Source organism: Dokdonia pacifica, from assembly GCF_900188275.1.
Classification (GTDB): domain Bacteria; phylum Bacteroidota; class Bacteroidia; order Flavobacteriales; family Flavobacteriaceae; genus Dokdonia; species Dokdonia pacifica.
In genome coordinates this window covers 1-17,590 of sequence record NZ_FZNY01000006.1, presented here as the reverse complement: position 1 = coordinate 17,590, position 17,590 = coordinate 1, and the positions used below count along the sequence as shown (strand labels likewise).

The window sequence follows — 17,590 nt, the reverse complement described above, 5'->3', positions numbered from 1 at the left end:
GATTAGGCATTGTACTGTTGTAAAGCTTCTCGTAAAATGGTCACTGCTTCTTTTAATAAATTTTCCTCAAGGACATAGGCAATTCTCACCTGATTCAATCCTACTCCTTCACTTGAATAAAACCCTGCAGCTGGTGCTACCATGATTGTTTTTCCATCTAATTGAAAGTCTTCCAATAACCATTGTGCAAAAGCATCTGCATTTTCAACAGGAAGTTCTGCGATACAATAAAAAGCCCCTTTTGGTTTTGCCACTTTTACTCCTGGAATTGTTTCAAGTCCTTCTACTAATGTATTACGTCTAGACACATACTCATCTATCACGTCTGTAAAATAGGAAGCAGGTGTTTCCAATGCTGCTTCACTAGCTACTTGTGCAAAAGTAGGCGGACTCAATCGCGCTTGTGCAAACTTCATTGCTGTACTAATTAATTCCTTGTTTCTGCTTACTATACATCCGATACGAGCGCCACACATAGAATATCGTTTTGATACAGAATCTATCATAATGGTATGCGCATCTATATCTCGTTGTGTCATCACAGAATGATGCTTTAAACCATCATAGGCAAATTCTCTATAAACCTCATCTGCAATTAAAAACAGATCATGCTTTTTTACAAGTGCTGCTAGTTGTTTTATTTCTTCTTCGCTATATAAATATCCTGTCGGATTTCCAGGATTACAAATAACAATTGCTTTTGTTTTGGAAGTGATTAGTTTTTCAAAATCTGCAATAGGTGGCAATGCAAATCCGGAATCAAGATCAGAAATCACAGGGACTACCTCTACTCCACTTGCCGTTGCAAATCCATTATAATTTGCATAAAATGGCTCTGGAATAATGATTTGATCTCCTGGATCGGTAACACTTCCCATCGCAAAAAGCAAAGCTTCTGAACCTCCTGTAGTCACAATGATATCTTCTGAAGTAACAGCAATACCATTTTTATTATAATAGGCAGCAAGCTTCTCTCTATAAGAGGCAAAACCGGCACTATGTGAATATGCTAATACATCTATAGCATTATTCTTAACAGCCTCTAGTGCTACTTGTGGTGTTTTTATATCTGGTTGTCCTATATTAAGATGGTGTATCTCTACACCTCTAGCTTTTGCAGCTTCTGCATAAGGTACTAACTTACGGATAGGAGATTGTGGCATGATCTGCCCTTTATTAGAAATTGCTGGCATCGTAATTTTATTTTTTGCATTACAAAAATGCAAATTTATATTGGTATTTACAGACTACATATATAAAAAATAACACCCCAATATAGAAACAAAAAAGCCACTCAATGAGTGGCTTTTTACATAATAATTTTTTACATCTTTACTTTCCTGCTTGTGGTTTAACAACTCCTTTTATCTTAAGTGTATAAGGAGTTTCAGAAGCATTTGAGTATACTGTAATTGTTTTTCTAATAGGCCCAGGGCGCTTTGTATCATACTTTACTTCAATGACTCCAGTTTCTCCTGGCTGAATTGGATCTTTTGGTTTTTTGGGAATTGTACACCCACATGTTGAATATACACGAGCCACAATAAGCACGTCTGTTCCTGTATTTGTAAATTTAAATTCACGTACACCGTCTGATCCATAATCTACCTCTCCATAATCTACAACATCACTTTCAAAAGTAATGGCGGCTTTTTTCTCTTGGGCTGTTACGGTCATAGTCATCAGACCTACAAACAGCAATAACATTAGTTTTTTCATAATTTCCAATATTTGAGGACGCTAAAAATAGTTAGAAATAAGGCCTCTACCAAATAATGATATTAACAATCAACTGATATGACCGAATATATTTATCATTAAAAATTTCACTTACACTATTTATTAATCCTACTGTTATCAGTACTTTTGCTGATTAATATTCAATAATCAGACCAAACTATGAGCATAGCTTCAAAATATGACGCTTCACAGGTAGAAGACAAGTGGTACAAGTACTGGATGGAACACAATTATTTCCATTCTACACCCAATGAAAAAAAACCATACACCATTGTGATTCCTCCTCCTAATGTCACTGGAGTATTGCATATGGGGCATATGCTTAATAATACTATTCAAGATGTATTAATAAGACGTGCACGTCTTACGGGTTTGAATGCTTGTTGGGTACCAGGTACAGATCATGCTTCTATTGCTACTGAAGCTAAGGTAGTTGCAAAACTAGCTAAAAAAGGTATTAAAAAATCTGACCTTACGCGTGAGGAGTTTTTAAAGCATGCTTGGGAGTGGAAAGAAGAGTACGGTGGTGTTATTTTAGAACAGCTTAAAAAACTAGGTGCTTCTTGTGATTGGGAACGCACAAAGTTTACGATGGACCCCGATATGTCTGAAGCGGTTATTAAAACTTTTGTAGATCTTTACAATAAAGGACTTATCTACAGAGGATATCGTATGGTAAATTGGGATCCTGAGGCAAAAACAACCCTTTCTGACGAGGAAGTAATTCACGAAGAAAGACAAGGAACACTTTACTATCTTAATTATAAAATTGAAGGTTCTGAAGACTTCTTAACAATTGCCACTACGCGTCCAGAAACTATTTTTGGTGATACTGCCATCTGTATCAATCCAAATGACGAACGTTTTACACACTTAAAAGGAAAAAAAGCAATTGTTCCTATTTGTGGGCGTGTGATTCCTATTATAGAAGATGAATATGTAGACATTGAGTTTGGAACAGGGTGTTTAAAAGTAACGCCTGCACATGACGAAAATGATAAAGTATTAGGTGACAAACACAGCCTAGAAGTAATTGATATTTTTCATGAAGATGCATCCCTTAATAGTTTTGGACTTCATTACGAGGGTCAAGATCGATTTGAGTGCCGTAAGAATATCAAAAAAGAACTAGAAGAAAAAGGGCATCTTGTAAAAACAGAAACCCACACCAATAAGGTAGGAACATCAGAACGTACAAAAGCAGTCATAGAACCAAGACTTTCAGACCAGTGGTTTCTTAAAATGGAAGATTTGGTAAAGCCAGCACTGAAAGCGGTTTTAGAAACGGGTGAAGTAAAGTTATTCCCTAAAAAGTTTGAAAACACATATCGTCACTGGATGGACAACATTCGTGATTGGAATATCTCTCGTCAATTATGGTGGGGACAGCAAATTCCTGCGTATTATTATGGAGATGGGAAAGAAGATTTTGTAGTCGCCGAAACTGCAGAAGAGGCGTTAACGCTTTCGCGAAAGCGTACTCAGAATGAAAACCTAAAGCTTACAGACTTACGTCAAGACGAAGATGCATTAGACACATGGTTTTCTTCTTGGTTATGGCCTATGAGCGTTTTTGATGGTGTACGTAATCCTGACAATGAAGAATTTAAATACTACTATCCTACCAATGACTTGGTAACGGGTCCAGATATCTTATTTTTCTGGGTAGCACGTATGATTATTGCTGGATATGAATATACAGACCAACGTCCATTTGAAAATGTATACCTAACTGGATTGGTACGCGACAAGCAACGTCGTAAAATGTCTAAGTCATTAGGAAACTCTCCTGACGCATTAAAGCTCATCGAAGATTATGGAGCTGATGGTGTACGCGTAGGATTACTATTAAGTAGTGCTGCTGGAAATGACCTGATGTTTGATGAAGACCTTCTAAAACAAGGGAAAGGGCTAGTAACAAAAAATTTAAGTGCTTTTAGCCTCATAAAGGGGTGGGAAGTAGATGACACAATACCTCAACCTGCACATAGTGCTCTAGGATTAGAATGGTACACAAATCGTTTTAATGAAGCTCTAACTGAAATAGAAGATCACTTCTCAAAGTATCGCATCTCTGATGCACTTATGACAACATATAAAGTAGTATGGAATGACTTCTGCGGTTGGTTATTAGAAATCATTAAACCAGCCTATCAACAACCTATAGATCGCAAAACATACGATGCCGTAATAGTAGCTTTTGAGAATAATCTACGTATCCTACATCCTTTTGCTCCTTTTGCAACAGAAGAGATCTGGCAAACAATCACAGATCGTACTCCAGAAGAAGCATTGATTATTAATCACTGGCCAAAGCATAGTGATATAAATGAGCAAATTATTTCAGATTTCGATTATGCTTCTCAAGTTGTTTCTGGTATTAGAACGATACGTAAAAGCAAGAATATTGCATTTAAAGATGCTATAGCGTTACACGTTATAAACAATGATAACGTTTCTTCAGATTTTGATGCCATTATTGCTAAACTCGGTAATGTTTCTGAGATTGCTTTCGCGAAAGCGCCATTAGACGGAGCCCTTTCATTTAGAGTAAAATCTAATGAATATTTTATTCCACTAGCTGGAGCCATAGATGTAGACGCTGAAATCGCTAAAATTGAAGAAGAATTAAAATACACAAAAGGCTTCTTACAATCTGTTTCTAAAAAACTAAGCAATGAACGTTTTGTGAATAATGCTCCTGAAAAAGTAGTTGCCATTGAGAAACAAAAACAAGCCGATGCAGAAGCAAAAATTGAAACCTTAGAAAAAAGATTAAAGAGCTTATCTTAATCTCACTATATTAAATTCATAAAAAAAAGCGCTTATAGAAATAAGCGCTTTTTTTTATGAATGATATCTTTTATTTCACGTATTTATTTGCCTGCTCTATATAAGCCAATTTCGCCTCATCACTTGTCATTGATTTGACTTGCAATAACGCATTCATTTTAAATGCACTCACCAACTCATGTTCTCCTTTTTGATAACTAAAGGTGTTTTCTTGTGTAGCTTGCTTATAAAGTGCATAAAATCTCAATAATACGTCAGGCGGAAACGCTTGTTTTGCCTCACCTACTTTTCTAAAAGCCTCCCAAAATGCAGTATGGAGTGCTTCCTTTTCCATTATGCGGTTGCTATTATAGATGACGCACCTTTTACTTTTTGATTCAATCCTACAGCAATTTTGGTCCCAACAGGAAGGTAAATATCAACACGAGATCCAAACTTAATAAAACCACTTTCACCTCCTTGCTCAACAGCATCTCCTTCTTCTGCATAGTTTACAATACGCTTAGCTAATGCTCCTGCTATTTGCCTATGCATAACCTCTCCAAACTTTTCTGTTTTTACAACTACTGTTGTTCGCTCATTTTCTTCACTGGCCTTAGGATGCCATGCTACTAAGTATTTACCTGGATGGTATTTGCTAAATGTAACTTCTCCTGCTCCTGGATACCTTGTTACGTGAACATTAAGCGGAGACATAAAAACTGATACTTGTAGACGCTTATCTTTAAAATATTCTTTTTCAAATACTTCTTCTATCACAACTACCTTACCATCTACTGGAGAAACAATAACCCCTTCATCATTAGGCGCAATACGGCTTGGGTTTCTAAAAAATTGAAGAATCAGTATTAATAACACTATAAGTGTTGTTATGATCAAGTAAAACAACCATCCTTTCTCTAAAAATCTACTCGCAGTTAATAGCCCAATGGTAAAAAGACCTAATGCAATAGTGATAATTTTACTTCCTTCTTTATGAAACATAATCTAATACTATTAAAAACAAATAAATAAATGGGCTTGCAAAAATGATACTATCTAATCTATCATATATACCTCCATGTCCAGGCATTAACTGTCCGCTATCCTTTACACCGGCTTGCCTTTTTAACTGAGACTGTATCAAATCGCCTAGTGTTCCAAAGACTGAAGTCACAACAGCAACCGTCATCCATAACTGGATACTTAAAAGCGCTGTAAATTTATAAATAAAAATACTAGCAATACAAGAAAAAACGAGTCCGCCTAGAAATCCTTCTACAGTTTTTTTGGGAGAGATACGTTCTAGAAGTTTGTGTTTTCCAATACTTTTCCCAACAATAAAAGCAAATGTGTCATTTATCCAAATTAAAGCAAATACACTTGCCACTAGATATGAAGTATATTCCCCTTTATATGATGGAAGTACTATTGTAAATACAAAACCACCTATAATATAAAAAAGAAGGTATATGTATTTTTGAGCTACTGTTATATAACGTTCTGATGGCCTTATTAAGTTTTTAATAAGGTAGAGATTTGTCATAATAGTAAGAGACAAGAAAGCTAAGGTTACTTCTTTAGGCAATTCACAATAACATAAAGCTAGTACAATTGCAATTAGAAGAAAATAAGGTAAATATGATTTTATTTGCACAAGTTTCAAATACTCATACATACACACGCAACCTAAAATCAATATCAAAATTAGATAGCTAGTTTCCCAAGAAAATATTGCAAGTAACAAAAATGCTACATACAACAATCCAGAAAGTGCCCTTATGAAAACTTCACGCATATTATAAATCTTCTAACAGTAGCAAATATAAATTTTTTGTACTGCTTCCGTAAGACATAAAGTCTTTTTCCTCTTCATCTGTTTCAAAATGTTTTATTGTTGTAATATTACTGGGTATATTTCCTTTATTTCTATTTTTAATAAGTCGCAACCCCTCTCCAATATTATTTACAATTTGGCTTGTTGTGGCAAACACCACCATAGATTTAGGAAATTCTTGAAGTTTTAATTCTTTTAATTGGTGTGAACTTACGAGTATAGACCCATTATCTGCAATAAGGCTCTCACATGTTGTTAAAAAAAATGAGGCATCTTTTTTTTGAGTAAATTCTAGATTATATCCTTTAAAAGTATCTTCTAAGTGCTCATCAAAGCAAAACGCTGTTTGCTCATACCAATCATTTTCCAGTAAGATATCATCAAAGTTTTCTTTGAGTTCTTCTAAATTAACCGCATATAAAAACTTACCACCATTAAGAATAAAATTTTTTGTAAAACGCTCATCAGCCGGAGTGTGAATATCTGGCATATACTTACTGCGCTCGTCATGATTTTTATCTGGACGAGTGCTGTCTGATTTAGATTCTTTTTTAAATAACTTTCTAAATAGACTCATGGTGAGATTTAGATTCGAGCGTACAAGTTCTTCAAATATAAAAAAACTTGATTTAACGATAAATTAAATCAAGTTTTAATTCTGTTATTAAAGAAAAGTTTATGCTATTACTTCAACATCTTCTTTCTTTCCAAATGGACGATCTCCAAAAATCTCTAATAAATTATCTTTAAAGATGACTTCTTTTTCTAGAAGTAGATCTGCCAATTGGCTTAGTTTTTCCTTATTCTCTTTTAGTAAATCAATAGCTCTTTGATATTGCTCTTCTACAATAGCAGAGATTTCTTTATCTATTAATTCGGCTGTTTTTTCACTATAAGGTTTGCTGAAGTTATATTCAGACTGACCTGAAGAATCATAATAGGTAAGGTTTCCTATTTTATCATTAAGCCCATAAACTGTAACCATCATACGAGCTTGTTTAGTTACTTTTTCCAAATCACTAAGTGCTCCTGTAGATATTTCATTAAAGATGACTTTTTCTGCAGCTCTTCCTCCTAGTGCTGCACACATTTCATCTAGCATTTGCTTAGGACGAACAATTAAACGTTCTTCTGGAAGGTACCAAGCAGCTCCTAGTGATTGCCCTCTAGGAACGATAGTAACCTTTACAAGAGGAGCAGCATGCTCTAACATCCAACTTACTGTTGCATGTCCAGCCTCATGATATGCAATTGCTTTTTTCTCATCTGGTGTAATGATCTTGTTTTTCTTTTCAAGACCACCTACTATTCTATCTACAGCATCTAAGAAGTCTTGCTTCCCTACTGCTTTATTTCCTTTACGCGCAGCTATTAGAGCGGCTTCGTTACAAACATTAGCAATATCAGCCCCAGAGAATCCTGGTGTTTGTTTTGCTAAAAAATCAATATCTAATTCGTCATCAATCTTCTTTAAAGGACGTAAATGCACTTCAAAAATTTCTTTACGTTCTCTTACATCTGGAAGATCCACATAAATCTGTCTATCAAATCTACCAGCTCTCATCAATGCTTTATCGAGTACATCTGCTCTGTTAGTAGCGGCTAATACAATCACATTAGTATTAGTGCCGAAACCATCCATTTCAGTTAATAACTGATTCAGTGTATTTTCTCTTTCATCATTAGAACCAGAAAAGTTATTCTTTCCACGAGCTCTACCAATAGCATCTATCTCATCTATAAAAATAATAGCTGGTGATTTTTCTTTTGCTTGTTTGAACAAATCTCTTACACGAGAAGCTCCAACCCCTACAAACATCTCAACAAAATCAGATCCTGACAGAGAGAAAAAAGGAACTTTCGCTTCTCCAGCTACTGCTTTAGCAAGTAATGTTTTTCCTGTTCCAGGTTGCCCTACTAATAACGCTCCTTTAGGAATTTTACCCCCTAGGCTTGTATATTTTTCTGGATTTTTAAGGAAATCTACAATCTCTTGTACTTCTTCTTTTGCTCCTTCTAATCCAGCGACATCTTTAAAAGAAGTTTTAACATCAGTTTTTTCATCAAAAAGCTTCGCTTTTGACTTACCTATATTAAAAATCTGTCCTCCAGGTCCTCCACCAGAACCAGCTGACATACGTCTCATGATAAAAATCCAAATTCCAACAATCAATATAATTGGTAAAATAGGAGCTATCATGTCAAAGAAACTATGCTCTTCGTCTGCATTTCTAGTAGCCGTTAAACTATATTTCTCAACAGTTTCATCAAAAGATTTTACAAAATCACCTCCATCTACATAGCTAATTACATAATCTGCTACGCCTTGTGATTTCGGCATTAATTGGGTTCCTTTATTTTTCTTGTGTATTTCCTTTTGCTTTGCATCTGGAGTTAAGAAAATCTTTGCTTCTTTTCTATTAGTAACTATAAATACTAAATCAATATCTCCATTTTTAAGATATTGTGTGTATTCAGAATTATTTATTTTCTTAGGCTCTCCAAAACCTCCATTACCGCTAAACATACTAATAGCGATAAAAATGACTATGATTAATCCATAAATCCAATAATTACTAAATTTAGGTTTATTAGCCGGGGGGGTATTTTTCGTTTCTTTAGACATTCAGTGTTTTTTTATTAATAACTAGTTGCTATAGAGGTAATCTTTGCGTCACCCCATAGACTTTCTATATCGTAAAACTCTCTTGTGTGTTTTTGGAACACATGAACTACAACATTCACATAATCCATAAGTACCCATTCAGAATTATCCAGCCCTTCTACATGCCAAGGTTTTTCTTTTAATTCTTTACTGGCAACTTTTTGAATAGAATTTACTATAGCTGCTACCTGAGTATTTGAAGTACCATCACAAATAACAAAATAATCACAAACCGTATTTTCAATATCCCTTAAATCAAGAATATCAATATTTTGCCCTTTTACTTCCTCTATCCCTTCTATAATTTTTGCAATTAATTGATCTGCGTTCGTTTCCTTTTTTGTCATTAAATCCTTTTATTTACACAAAGTTATTACAAATTTACGTTTATCAACCTTCTTAACATAAGTTTAAATAACATAAAAACTTATATGCGTATAGTCAAACTTCATACCACCGATTCAACTAATGACTATCTAAAGTCTTTAGCTAAGGAAGAAAATCTCGAGGAAGACACTGTAGTATGGGCATTAGAACAAACTAATGGACGTGGCCAAATGGGAACCAAATGGGCCACAGAACCAAGTAAAAACCTTACTTTCAGTGTTTTCAGGAAAATCCAACAAATCACGATTGATCAACAATTTTATGCATTAATGGCAGCATCATTAGCTGTAAAAGATGTTTTAAAAAAATTATTGATTAAAAATGTAGCTGTAAAATGGCCTAACGACATATTGTCAGACAAGAAAAAAATATGCGGCATTCTTATAGAAAATGTCATAAAAAAAGGAGAATTAAATGCTATGGTCATTGGTGTCGGACTAAATGTCAATCAAACCGTTTGGGAAAATGTACCTCGAGCTACTTCTATTAAAACACAAACAGGGATTCATTTTGATCTTCAAGAAATATTAAATATGCTTCTTGAACAATTTCATTTTTATGTAAAAATGCTACTTGATGGAGATTTAGAGAAAATCAAAGAAGATTATGAGTCTTTCCTTTTTAGAAAAGATAAACCTTCTACTTTTTTAAATGCTAATAAAGAGCAGTTTGTAGGCATTATCCAAGGAGTAACTGATCAAGGAAAACTTCTTTTACTAGAAGAAGACAATCGTATTAATGAATATGATCTAAAAGAACTAGAATTATGTTTTTAACGTTTGGTTATCATAATAGAACGCCTATCTAAAATTGTTTTATTTGTATCTTTGTTATTCTTTATAAAAGCTATGCAAGAAGAAACAATTGTATCACCTGTTAGACAACCGAAACCTAAATGGTTACGTGTCAAACTTCCTACTGGAAAAAAATATACAGAACTTAGAGGTCTTGTTGATAAATATGATTTACACACCATATGTACTTCAGGTAGTTGTCCAAATATGGGAGAATGTTGGAGTGAAGGTACAGCCACCTTTATGATTTTAGGAAATATCTGTACACGGTCTTGTGGTTTTTGTGGTGTAAAAACAGGGAGACCAGAAACAGTAGATTGGGAAGAACCTGAAAAGGTAGCTCGTTCTATAAAAATCATGGCAATAAAACATGCCGTTATAACTTCTGTAGACAGAGACGATCTTAAAGATATGGGAACGATTATATGGGGTGAAACTGTAAAAGCTATACGCCGTATGAATCCAGATACAACACTAGAAACTCTTATTCCAGATTTTCAAGGAAGAGAAGATCTTCTTGATAGAATTATTGATGTACATCCAGAAGTTGTTTCCCATAATATGGAAACCGTAAAACGATTAACTCGTGAAGTACGCATACAAGCAAAATACGAACGTAGTTTAGGTGTTTTAAAATATCTTAAGGATAACGGTATTTCTAGAACAAAGTCCGGTATTATGCTAGGCCTTGGAGAAACTGAAGCAGAGGTTATTCAAACCCTCAAAGATTTGCGATCTGTACATCTAGATATCGTAACCATAGGACAATATTTACAACCCTCCAAAAAACATTTACCTGTCAAACAATTTATCACACCAGATCAATTCAAAAAGTATGAAGAGATCGGACTTGATATGGGCTTTAGACATGTAGAGAGTGGAGCTCTTGTACGTTCATCATATAAAGCTCAAAAGCATCTTACTTAAATATATATGAGCACTATCAAAGTTGCTATTAATGGATTTGGACGCATAGGTCGTAATCTTTTCAAATTACTTCATAATCACAAAAATATTGAAGTAGTTGCTATAAATGATTTGGCAAACGCTCAGACACTAAGTCATTTATTAAAATTTGACAGCATTCACGGAATTTTTAATGCAGATGTAAGCTTTCGCGAAAGCGCACAAAGCCCTTCTACAATTATTGTAGACACTAAAGAGATTCCTTTATTTAATAATGCTCATATTAAAGATATCCCATGGCATACGGTTGCACCAGATATTGTTATTGAATCTACAGGCAAATACAAAACAACACCAGAATTAGAACATCATGTTTCTAATGGGGCCAAAAAAGTGATTTTAGCAGTGCCTCCCCAAGATGACCATATTAAAATGGTAGTTTTAGGGGTGAATGATCATATTTTAGATCATTCAGAAACCATTGTTTCTAATGCATCCTGTACAACAAATAATGCAGCTCCTATGATCAAGGTTATTGATGAACTCTGTGGTGTTGAGCAAGCATACATCACCACTATTCACTCATACACTACAGATCAAAGTCTTCATGACCAACCACATAGAGATCTCAGAAGAGCAAGAGCTGCTGGACAAAGTATTGTACCAACTACGACAGGAGCTGCAAAAGCACTAACTAAGGTTTTTCCGCACCTAGCAGATGTTATAGGAGGTTGTGGTATTAGAGTCCCTATAGCCAATGGGTCTCTTACAGACATTACTTTTAATGTAAAAAAAGACACAACTATTCAAGAAGTAAACAAAGCATTAAAAGAAGCATCTCAAACACACCTAAAAGGAATACTTGAGTATACTGATTTACCTATAGTTTCTGTAGATATTATTGGCAACACACATTCTTGTGTTTTTGATTCTCAGATGACTTCTGTTATTGGCAAAATGGTAAAAATTATAGGTTGGTACGATAACGAAATTGGATATTCTAGTCGAATTATTGATTTAATTTTATCCATTAGCAGGAAATAATATATATTCGTATTTGTTAAATGTAACTTATTATATGAGCAAGTATTTAATTCGCATTCTGCTCTTCATGCTATTTAATCTTCCCACAACCCTTGTGGCACAAGAGATAGACCTTGCTACTCAAAAGGTTACTAATCAAAAAATTGACTCCCTACTTACTGTAGCTGCTACTGCTATTGAGAACAATGATTACAATACTTCTGCTCAAATTATGACAAGAGCCAGAATCTTAGCAGAAAAAACAAATAATAAAGGTAGAATAGGTATCACCTCAAGTGCTTTATCACGTTTATACCTCCTTACTGGTAATATAAAGAAAGCAAAAGAAGAAAATGAGCTTGCTATCAAAATGCAACTTGGCTCTACTGATTATGAAGAAAATTTAGGGCAAAGTTATATTACAGCTGGAAAAATAGAATTACACGAGAGAAACTATCCGCAAGCTTCTGAATATTTTGAAAAAGCAACAGAAGTCTTAAAAAACAAAAGACGCCCTGAATTGCTTTCTAAAATATATTTAAACCAAGGCATTATTGCACTAACAAAAAACAACACGCAAAAAGCCGGAGAGTTATTTGATATGGCAACTTCACAAGCCAATGATGCTGGAAGTAAATTTCTTATTGCAAAAAGCAATATCCAAAAAGCAGAAGTATTACTACTTCAGAAAAAAATTGATGATGCTAGTACTGCAATAAATACTGCGCAAGAAATAAGTATTGCAGAAAATTACCCTTCACTTTTATCAGAATCTTATAGAATAAGTAGTCATATCGCTAAGGAACAGAACGACATTCCTAAAGCATATGAGCATATTACACTTTACAATAATTACATCGAGAAAAATAGAAAGAATAAAGATTTAGTGATTTCTATCAATCAACTTAATGACAATCAATCATTAAATGATCAACTTAAAAAAGACATAGAATTAGAAAGAGCTAGGTCGTCTAAAGCAAATACACTTACTACGGTATTAAGTATTGCTATGATTACTATTTTATCATTATTAATTCTGTCGTTATATAAAAATAATAACCTTAGAACGAAGGCAAACGAATTACTTCAAGCAAAAAATACAGAGTTAATCGTTGCAAAAGACAATGCAGAGAAAGCCTCTATGGTTAAAGCTCAATTCCTATCTACGATTACTCACGAACTACGTACACCAATGTATGCAGTGACAGGGCTTACTCATTTATTATTAAGTGAAAACCCTACTCCTGAACAAAAGAAACATCTAGATTCTCTTAAGTTTTCTGGAGAATATTTACTATCCTTAATTAATAATATACTAGATCTCAATAAACTAGAGGCTAACAAAGTAGAAGTTGAACAAACAGCTTTCAACCTTAAAAAGCGTATTGAAGATGTATTATTTGCACTAGGAAAATCTGCAAAAGACAAAGGAAATAAATTAAACTTTGAATTTGATGAAGATATTCCAGAAGAAGTTTTAGGAGACCCATTAATGATCTCTCAAATACTAATCAATCTTGTAGGTAATGCTGTTAAATTCACTCGTGACGGTAATGTAAATGTGCGCGTTCAAAAAATACGTCAAACAGAGAGTGAAGCCCATCTACATTTTGAAGTTGAAGATACAGGAGAAGGTATTTCAAAAAAGAAACAGAAAAATATTTTCCAAAACTTCACACAAGGATCTGTTGCAATCAATAGAAAATTTGGAGGTACTGGATTAGGATTATCTATTGTTAAGAACCTATTAGATTTACTAGGTAGTAAAGTAGAGTTAGAAAGTACTTTAGGGAAAGGATCTAAGTTTTCTTTTGACATAAAATACAACCTTACAAAACAAGCTGGGGAAGAATCAAATCCACATAATATCATCTATGATATAGATTATGTGGCTTTAGAAAACAGAAAGATCTTAGTTGTTGAAGACAATAAGATTAATCAAATGATTACACGTAAAATCTTGGAGAAAAATAAGATGGTATGTGATGTTGCTGACAATGGAGAAATTGCTGTAGAAAAAGCAAGAAATCAAGATTTTGATCTTATTTTAATGGACATCCACATGCCAGGTATAAGTGGTATAGAAGCCACAGAACAAATACGCTTGTTTGACAAAGAGATTCCTATCCTTGCATTAACTGCTGTTACTATAGATGAAAATATAGACGAATTCCATGAAGCTGGCTTTAACGATATAATTCCTAAACCATATAAAGTTGAAGAATTCTTCCAAAAAATACATAATGGATTAAAGCAGGCTAAAGTCTTTAATTAAAGTCTTTGACAAAACTCAACACTTGGTTATCAAAGATAGATGCTTCGTCTATAAACGAAGCTTCAATAGGAAGATAGTACAAACTCTTATCAACCAATAAGGGTGATAGACGCACATAATCTTTTTCTGTAGTTACGATAAGATCAAGCATTTCTAACTCTTTTATTTCGCTTAAAGCGAAATTATGGTGATCTCCATAGATTTTATGATCAAAATTCAATCCTAGGTTTTGCAAATACGTTACCAATGGCTTAGGGTTTGCAATTCCTGTAACTAATGTAAATGCACGATTCTTTAATTCTGAGACGGGCAAATGAGATGTATCAGACATAAGCATATCACTATAATTTATAGTTGTAAAATATACTTTTTGATGAGGTAAAGGTTTTAGTTTAGAAATGATCACATCTCTTTCCGATTGAGAAATCCTTTTTGGACATTTTGTCACAATGATACTATGCGCTCTATGAGCTCCTTTTCTAGCTTCGCGAAGATTTCCTGCTGGTAATAAAAAATCATCTGTATACAAATCATAGTAAGCCGTTAGCAAAATTTGAAACCCGGCTTTTACTTTTCTATGTTGATAGGCGTCATCTAGAATGATTACTTCTAATGGAGGCGTTAATTGTAAAAGTTTTGAGATTCCTGATTGTCTATCTTCACATACAGAAACTGTAACATCATCAAATTTTTTTGCAAACTGTAACGGCTCATCACCTACATTTTCGGCAAGGCTATTTGAGTTTACTTGAAAATACCCTTTTGTTTTCCTACCATACCCACGACTTAATGTTGCGACTTTATAATTATTTTTTAAAATCCGAATAAGATATTCGGTCATGGGGCTTTTCCCAGTACCTCCCGTATTTAAATTCCCTATACAAATAACAGGTAGTTGATATTTCTTGTAGGACATAAACCCATTATCATATGCCTTATTTCGTAATAAAGTAATGATATAATAGAGCCCTGCGAAAGGAAATAAGATTTTACGTAGGTGTTTCATAAAGAGCGAAGGTATAATTTTTATCTTTACTTTTTTAAGATACAATTATGACAATACGTGATGTAATCAATATACTTGAAGAATGGGCTCCATTGCCCTATGCAGAAGACTTTGACAATGTGGGCTTATTAGTAGGCGATGCTTCTACTAACTTAACAAATATTCTAGTAACTCATGATGCATTAGAAAATGTAGTTCAGGAAGCAATTGATAAGAATTGTAATCTCATTGTTTGTTTTCATCCTATTTTATTTTCAGGCATAAAAAGAATAACTGGTTCAAATTATGTAGAAAAAGCCATTTTAAAAGCCATTAAAAATGACATTTCAATTTATGCCTTGCACACAGCATTAGATAATGTATCCCATGGCGTGAATTATGGGATGGCAAATGCATTAGGGCTTATAAATCCAAAAATTCTTATTCCTAAAAAAGCTCATATTAATAAATTAGTCACTTATATACCTCACGCTTCTGTTGAGAATATTAAAGAAGCCCTTTTCAAAGCTGGGGCTGGGCAAATAGGAAATTACGATCAGTGTAGTTTTGGGGTTTCCGGAGAAGGTACTTTTCGCGCAAGCAAAAAAGCAAATCCCACCATTGGAGATATAGGAGTACAACATAAAGAACCGGAAACACAACTTCATGTCATTTATGAGAAACATCACGAATCAAAAATTTTAAAAGCATTATTTTCTAATCATCCATATGAAGAAGTTGCCTATGAAATAACTTCACTGCAAAACGTTCTTCAAAATGTTGGTCTAGGAATGGTAGGGACTCTTCAAGAATCTATCTCAGAAGTAGCGTTTTTAAAGCACGTTAAAGATACATTCAAAACAGGTGGAATTAGACATTCTGCCTTATTAGGAAAGCCCATTAAAAAAGTAGCTGTTTTGGGAGGAAGTGGTGCTTTTGGTATATCACAGGCAATACGAAGTGGTGCCGACATTTATATTACTGCAGATCTTAAATATCATGACTACTATAAAGCTGAAAAACGAGTTTTATTGGCTGATATTGGTCATTTTGAAAGCGAATGCTTTACAAAAACCATTATAGCCGATTATCTTACAGAAAAAATTCGTAATTTTGCAGTCGTTTTATCTGAAGAAAATACCAATCCCATCAACTATTTATAAAGTATGGCAAAGAAAAAGGAGTCAACTGTCGAAGAGAAGCTAAGAGCTTTGTATGATTTACAACTTATAGATTCTAGAATAGATCAAATACGTAATGTAAGAGGAGAATTACCTCTAGAAGTCGAAGATCTTGAAGACGAGGTTGCTGGTCTAAATAAGCGTATTGAAAAATTGGATAATGAACTATCCCTTATTGAAGATCAAATCAAGGCAAAGAAAATTCAAATAGAAGAATCAAAAGCTTCTATTAAGAAATATTCTGAGCAACAAAAAAACGTACGTAATAACCGTGAGTTTAATGCACTTAGTAAGGAGGTTGAGTTTCAAGAATTAGAAATACAACTTGCAGAGAAAAATATTCGTGAATTTAAAGCTCAGATTGAGCAGAAAAACGAAGTTATTTCCACGACTAAAGAACGTTTAGGAGAACGTGAAAAACACCTTAAACACAAGAAAGGTGAATTGGACGCAATTCTAGCTGAAACTGAGAAAGAAGAGAAAGCACTTATCAAAAAGAGTGACGACTTTGAAAAAGAAATAGACGAACGTCTAGTTAAAGCTTATAAGCGTATACGTTCTAATGTACGCAATGGTTTAGCTGTAGTTGCAATTGAGCGTGGTGCGTCTGGAGGTTCATTCTTCACAATACCACCTCAAGTACAAGTTGAGATTGCGAGTCGCAAAAAAATCATAACTGATGAGCACAGTGGGCGTATCCTAGTAGATAGCGTACTTGCTACTGAAGAACAACAAAAAATGGAATCTTTATTTAAGTCTATCTAATAAAGAGTTTATATACTTTTAAAAAGCGTTTAGAATCAATATTCTAAACGCTTTTTTATTTCTTAAATATAGGATACTATATATACAAAAATAACCTCCTAAAATTAGGAGGTTATCTACATTGCTAATATAATTTATTTCAAATACTTCTAATAAATAATAAGCTTTTCTGTAAATGATCCCATATCTGTTTCTAATCGAAGGATATATGGTCCTTTACTTACATTAGATACTGGTAACTGTATAATTGTTGTGCCAGT

The 17,590-nt window shown here is 33.9% G+C and carries 16 protein-coding genes; 7 read left to right on the top strand and 9 right to left on the bottom strand.

What is annotated here, in order from left to right; genetic code table 11:
• Positions 1–2 precede the first annotated feature (2 nt).
• Together CHB80_RS16655 and CHB80_RS16650 are read right to left on the bottom strand one after the other, a co-directional pair.
• Positions 3–1,193 (bottom strand): pyridoxal phosphate-dependent aminotransferase, encoded by a 1,191-nt coding sequence (locus CHB80_RS16655; RefSeq protein WP_089372644.1) that lies wholly within the window; start codon positions 1,191–1,193, stop codon positions 3–5.
• Positions 1,194–1,332: 139 nt separating this feature from the next.
• Positions 1,333–1,719, bottom strand: coding sequence for a DUF1573 domain-containing protein (locus tag CHB80_RS16650; protein ID WP_089372643.1), 387 nt, complete (start codon positions 1,717–1,719; stop codon positions 1,333–1,335).
• A 180-nt stretch (positions 1,720–1,899) separates the two neighbouring features.
• Between CHB80_RS16650 and CHB80_RS16645 the strand changes: the two genes are divergently transcribed.
• Positions 1,900–4,533, top strand: coding sequence for a valine--tRNA ligase (locus tag CHB80_RS16645; RefSeq protein WP_089372642.1), 2,634 nt, complete (start codon positions 1,900–1,902; stop codon positions 4,531–4,533).
• 70 nt (positions 4,534–4,603) lie between these two features.
• Here the strand turns inward: CHB80_RS16645 and CHB80_RS16640 are convergent, their stop codons facing one another.
• The 6 genes from CHB80_RS16640 to rsfS form a co-directional block, all read right to left on the bottom strand.
• Positions 4,604–4,867, bottom strand: coding sequence for an acyl-CoA-binding protein (locus CHB80_RS16640; RefSeq protein ID WP_229746927.1), 264 nt, complete (start codon positions 4,865–4,867; stop codon positions 4,604–4,606).
• Positions 4,867–5,517, bottom strand: coding sequence for a phosphatidylserine decarboxylase family protein (locus CHB80_RS16635; RefSeq protein WP_089372640.1), 651 nt, complete (start codon positions 5,515–5,517; stop codon positions 4,867–4,869). Before CHB80_RS16635 ends, CHB80_RS16640 begins: the two co-directional genes overlap by 1 nt.
• Positions 5,507–6,310 (bottom strand): phosphatidate cytidylyltransferase, encoded by an 804-nt coding sequence (locus tag CHB80_RS16630; protein ID WP_089372639.1) that lies wholly within the window; start codon positions 6,308–6,310, stop codon positions 5,507–5,509. Before CHB80_RS16630 ends, CHB80_RS16635 begins: the two co-directional genes overlap by 11 nt.
• Position 6,311: 1 nt before the next feature.
• Positions 6,312–6,926, bottom strand: a complete 615-nt coding sequence (locus CHB80_RS16625; RefSeq protein ID WP_089372638.1) for an LUD domain-containing protein — start codon at positions 6,924–6,926, stop codon at positions 6,312–6,314.
• 99 nt (positions 6,927–7,025) lie between these two features.
• Complete coding sequence (gene ftsH, locus CHB80_RS16620) at positions 7,026–8,975, bottom strand: ATP-dependent zinc metalloprotease FtsH (RefSeq protein WP_089372637.1); 1,950 nt, start codon at positions 8,973–8,975, stop codon at positions 7,026–7,028.
• Positions 8,976–8,989: 14 nt separating this feature from the next.
• Complete coding sequence (gene rsfS / locus CHB80_RS16615) at positions 8,990–9,361, bottom strand: ribosome silencing factor (protein ID WP_089372636.1); 372 nt, start codon at positions 9,359–9,361, stop codon at positions 8,990–8,992.
• Positions 9,362–9,445: 84 nt separating this feature from the next.
• Here rsfS and CHB80_RS16610 point away from each other — a divergent pair, with 84 nt between their 5' ends.
• The 4 genes from CHB80_RS16610 (at position 9,446) to CHB80_RS16595 (ending at position 14,399) form a co-directional block, all read left to right on the top strand.
• Positions 9,446–10,177, top strand: a complete 732-nt coding sequence (locus tag CHB80_RS16610; protein ID WP_089372635.1) for a biotin--[acetyl-CoA-carboxylase] ligase — start codon at positions 9,446–9,448, stop codon at positions 10,175–10,177.
• Positions 10,178–10,249: 72 nt separating this feature from the next.
• Positions 10,250–11,122 carry a lipoyl synthase gene (lipA, locus tag CHB80_RS16605; RefSeq protein WP_089372634.1) on the top strand — a complete coding sequence of 291 codons (873 nt, stop codon included), beginning with the start codon at positions 10,250–10,252 and terminating at the stop codon, positions 11,120–11,122.
• Between the two features lie 6 nt (positions 11,123–11,128).
• Positions 11,129–12,145, top strand: a complete 1,017-nt coding sequence (gene gap / locus CHB80_RS16600) for a type I glyceraldehyde-3-phosphate dehydrogenase (RefSeq protein ID WP_089372633.1) — start codon at positions 11,129–11,131, stop codon at positions 12,143–12,145.
• Between the two features lie 34 nt (positions 12,146–12,179).
• Entirely contained in the window at positions 12,180–14,399 is a 2,220-nt protein-coding gene (locus CHB80_RS16595) for a response regulator (RefSeq protein WP_089372632.1), read from the top strand.
• On the opposite strand, the gene lpxK is transcribed toward CHB80_RS16595, so the two are convergent.
• The gene (lpxK, locus tag CHB80_RS16590) at positions 14,392–15,405 is read right to left on the bottom strand and encodes a tetraacyldisaccharide 4'-kinase (RefSeq protein ID WP_089372631.1); all 1,014 of its coding nucleotides are present in this window, start codon (positions 15,403–15,405) and stop codon (positions 14,392–14,394) included. The two genes, CHB80_RS16595 and lpxK, sit on opposite strands and share 8 nt — an antisense overlap.
• Before the next feature lie 47 nt (positions 15,406–15,452).
• Between lpxK and CHB80_RS16585 the strand changes: the two genes are divergently transcribed.
• Both CHB80_RS16585 and CHB80_RS16580 read left to right on the top strand, forming a co-directional pair.
• Entirely contained in the window at positions 15,453–16,547 is a 1,095-nt protein-coding gene (locus CHB80_RS16585; RefSeq protein ID WP_089372630.1) for a Nif3-like dinuclear metal center hexameric protein, read from the top strand.
• 3 nt (positions 16,548–16,550) lie between these two features.
• Positions 16,551–17,330, top strand: a complete 780-nt coding sequence (locus tag CHB80_RS16580; RefSeq protein ID WP_089372629.1) for a zinc ribbon domain-containing protein — start codon at positions 16,551–16,553, stop codon at positions 17,328–17,330.
• The last annotated feature ends 260 nt before the right edge of the window (positions 17,331–17,590 follow it).

Coding starts and splice junctions, on each gene's coding strand:
- CHB80_RS16580 (WP_089372629.1), top strand. CDS start 16,551: ATGGCAAAGAAAAAGGAGTCAACTGTCGAAGAGAAGCTAAGAGCTTTG.
- CHB80_RS16645 (WP_089372642.1), top strand. CDS start 1,900: ATGAGCATAGCTTCAAAATATGACGCTTCACAGGTAGAAGACAAGTGG.
- CHB80_RS16625 (WP_089372638.1), bottom strand. CDS start 6,926: ATGAGTCTATTTAGAAAGTTATTTAAAAAAGAATCTAAATCAGACAGC.
- CHB80_RS16640 (WP_229746927.1), bottom strand. CDS start 4,867: ATGGAAAAGGAAGCACTCCATACTGCATTTTGGGAGGCTTTTAGAAAA.
- CHB80_RS16595 (WP_089372632.1), top strand. CDS start 12,180: ATGAGCAAGTATTTAATTCGCATTCTGCTCTTCATGCTATTTAATCTT.
- CHB80_RS16585 (WP_089372630.1), top strand. CDS start 15,453: ATGACAATACGTGATGTAATCAATATACTTGAAGAATGGGCTCCATTG.
- ftsH (WP_089372637.1), bottom strand. CDS start 8,975: ATGTCTAAAGAAACGAAAAATACCCCCCCGGCTAATAAACCTAAATTT.
- CHB80_RS16650 (WP_089372643.1), bottom strand. CDS start 1,719: ATGAAAAAACTAATGTTATTGCTGTTTGTAGGTCTGATGACTATGACC.
- lpxK (WP_089372631.1), bottom strand. CDS start 15,405: ATGAAACACCTACGTAAAATCTTATTTCCTTTCGCAGGGCTCTATTAT.
- lipA (WP_089372634.1), top strand. CDS start 10,250: ATGCAAGAAGAAACAATTGTATCACCTGTTAGACAACCGAAACCTAAA.
- CHB80_RS16655 (WP_089372644.1), bottom strand. CDS start 1,193: ATGCCAGCAATTTCTAATAAAGGGCAGATCATGCCACAATCTCCTATC.
- CHB80_RS16610 (WP_089372635.1), top strand. CDS start 9,446: ATGCGTATAGTCAAACTTCATACCACCGATTCAACTAATGACTATCTA.
- CHB80_RS16630 (WP_089372639.1), bottom strand. CDS start 6,310: ATGCGTGAAGTTTTCATAAGGGCACTTTCTGGATTGTTGTATGTAGCA.
- gap (WP_089372633.1), top strand. CDS start 11,129: ATGAGCACTATCAAAGTTGCTATTAATGGATTTGGACGCATAGGTCGT.
- rsfS (WP_089372636.1), bottom strand. CDS start 9,361: ATGACAAAAAAGGAAACGAACGCAGATCAATTAATTGCAAAAATTATA.
- CHB80_RS16635 (WP_089372640.1), bottom strand. CDS start 5,517: ATGTTTCATAAAGAAGGAAGTAAAATTATCACTATTGCATTAGGTCTT.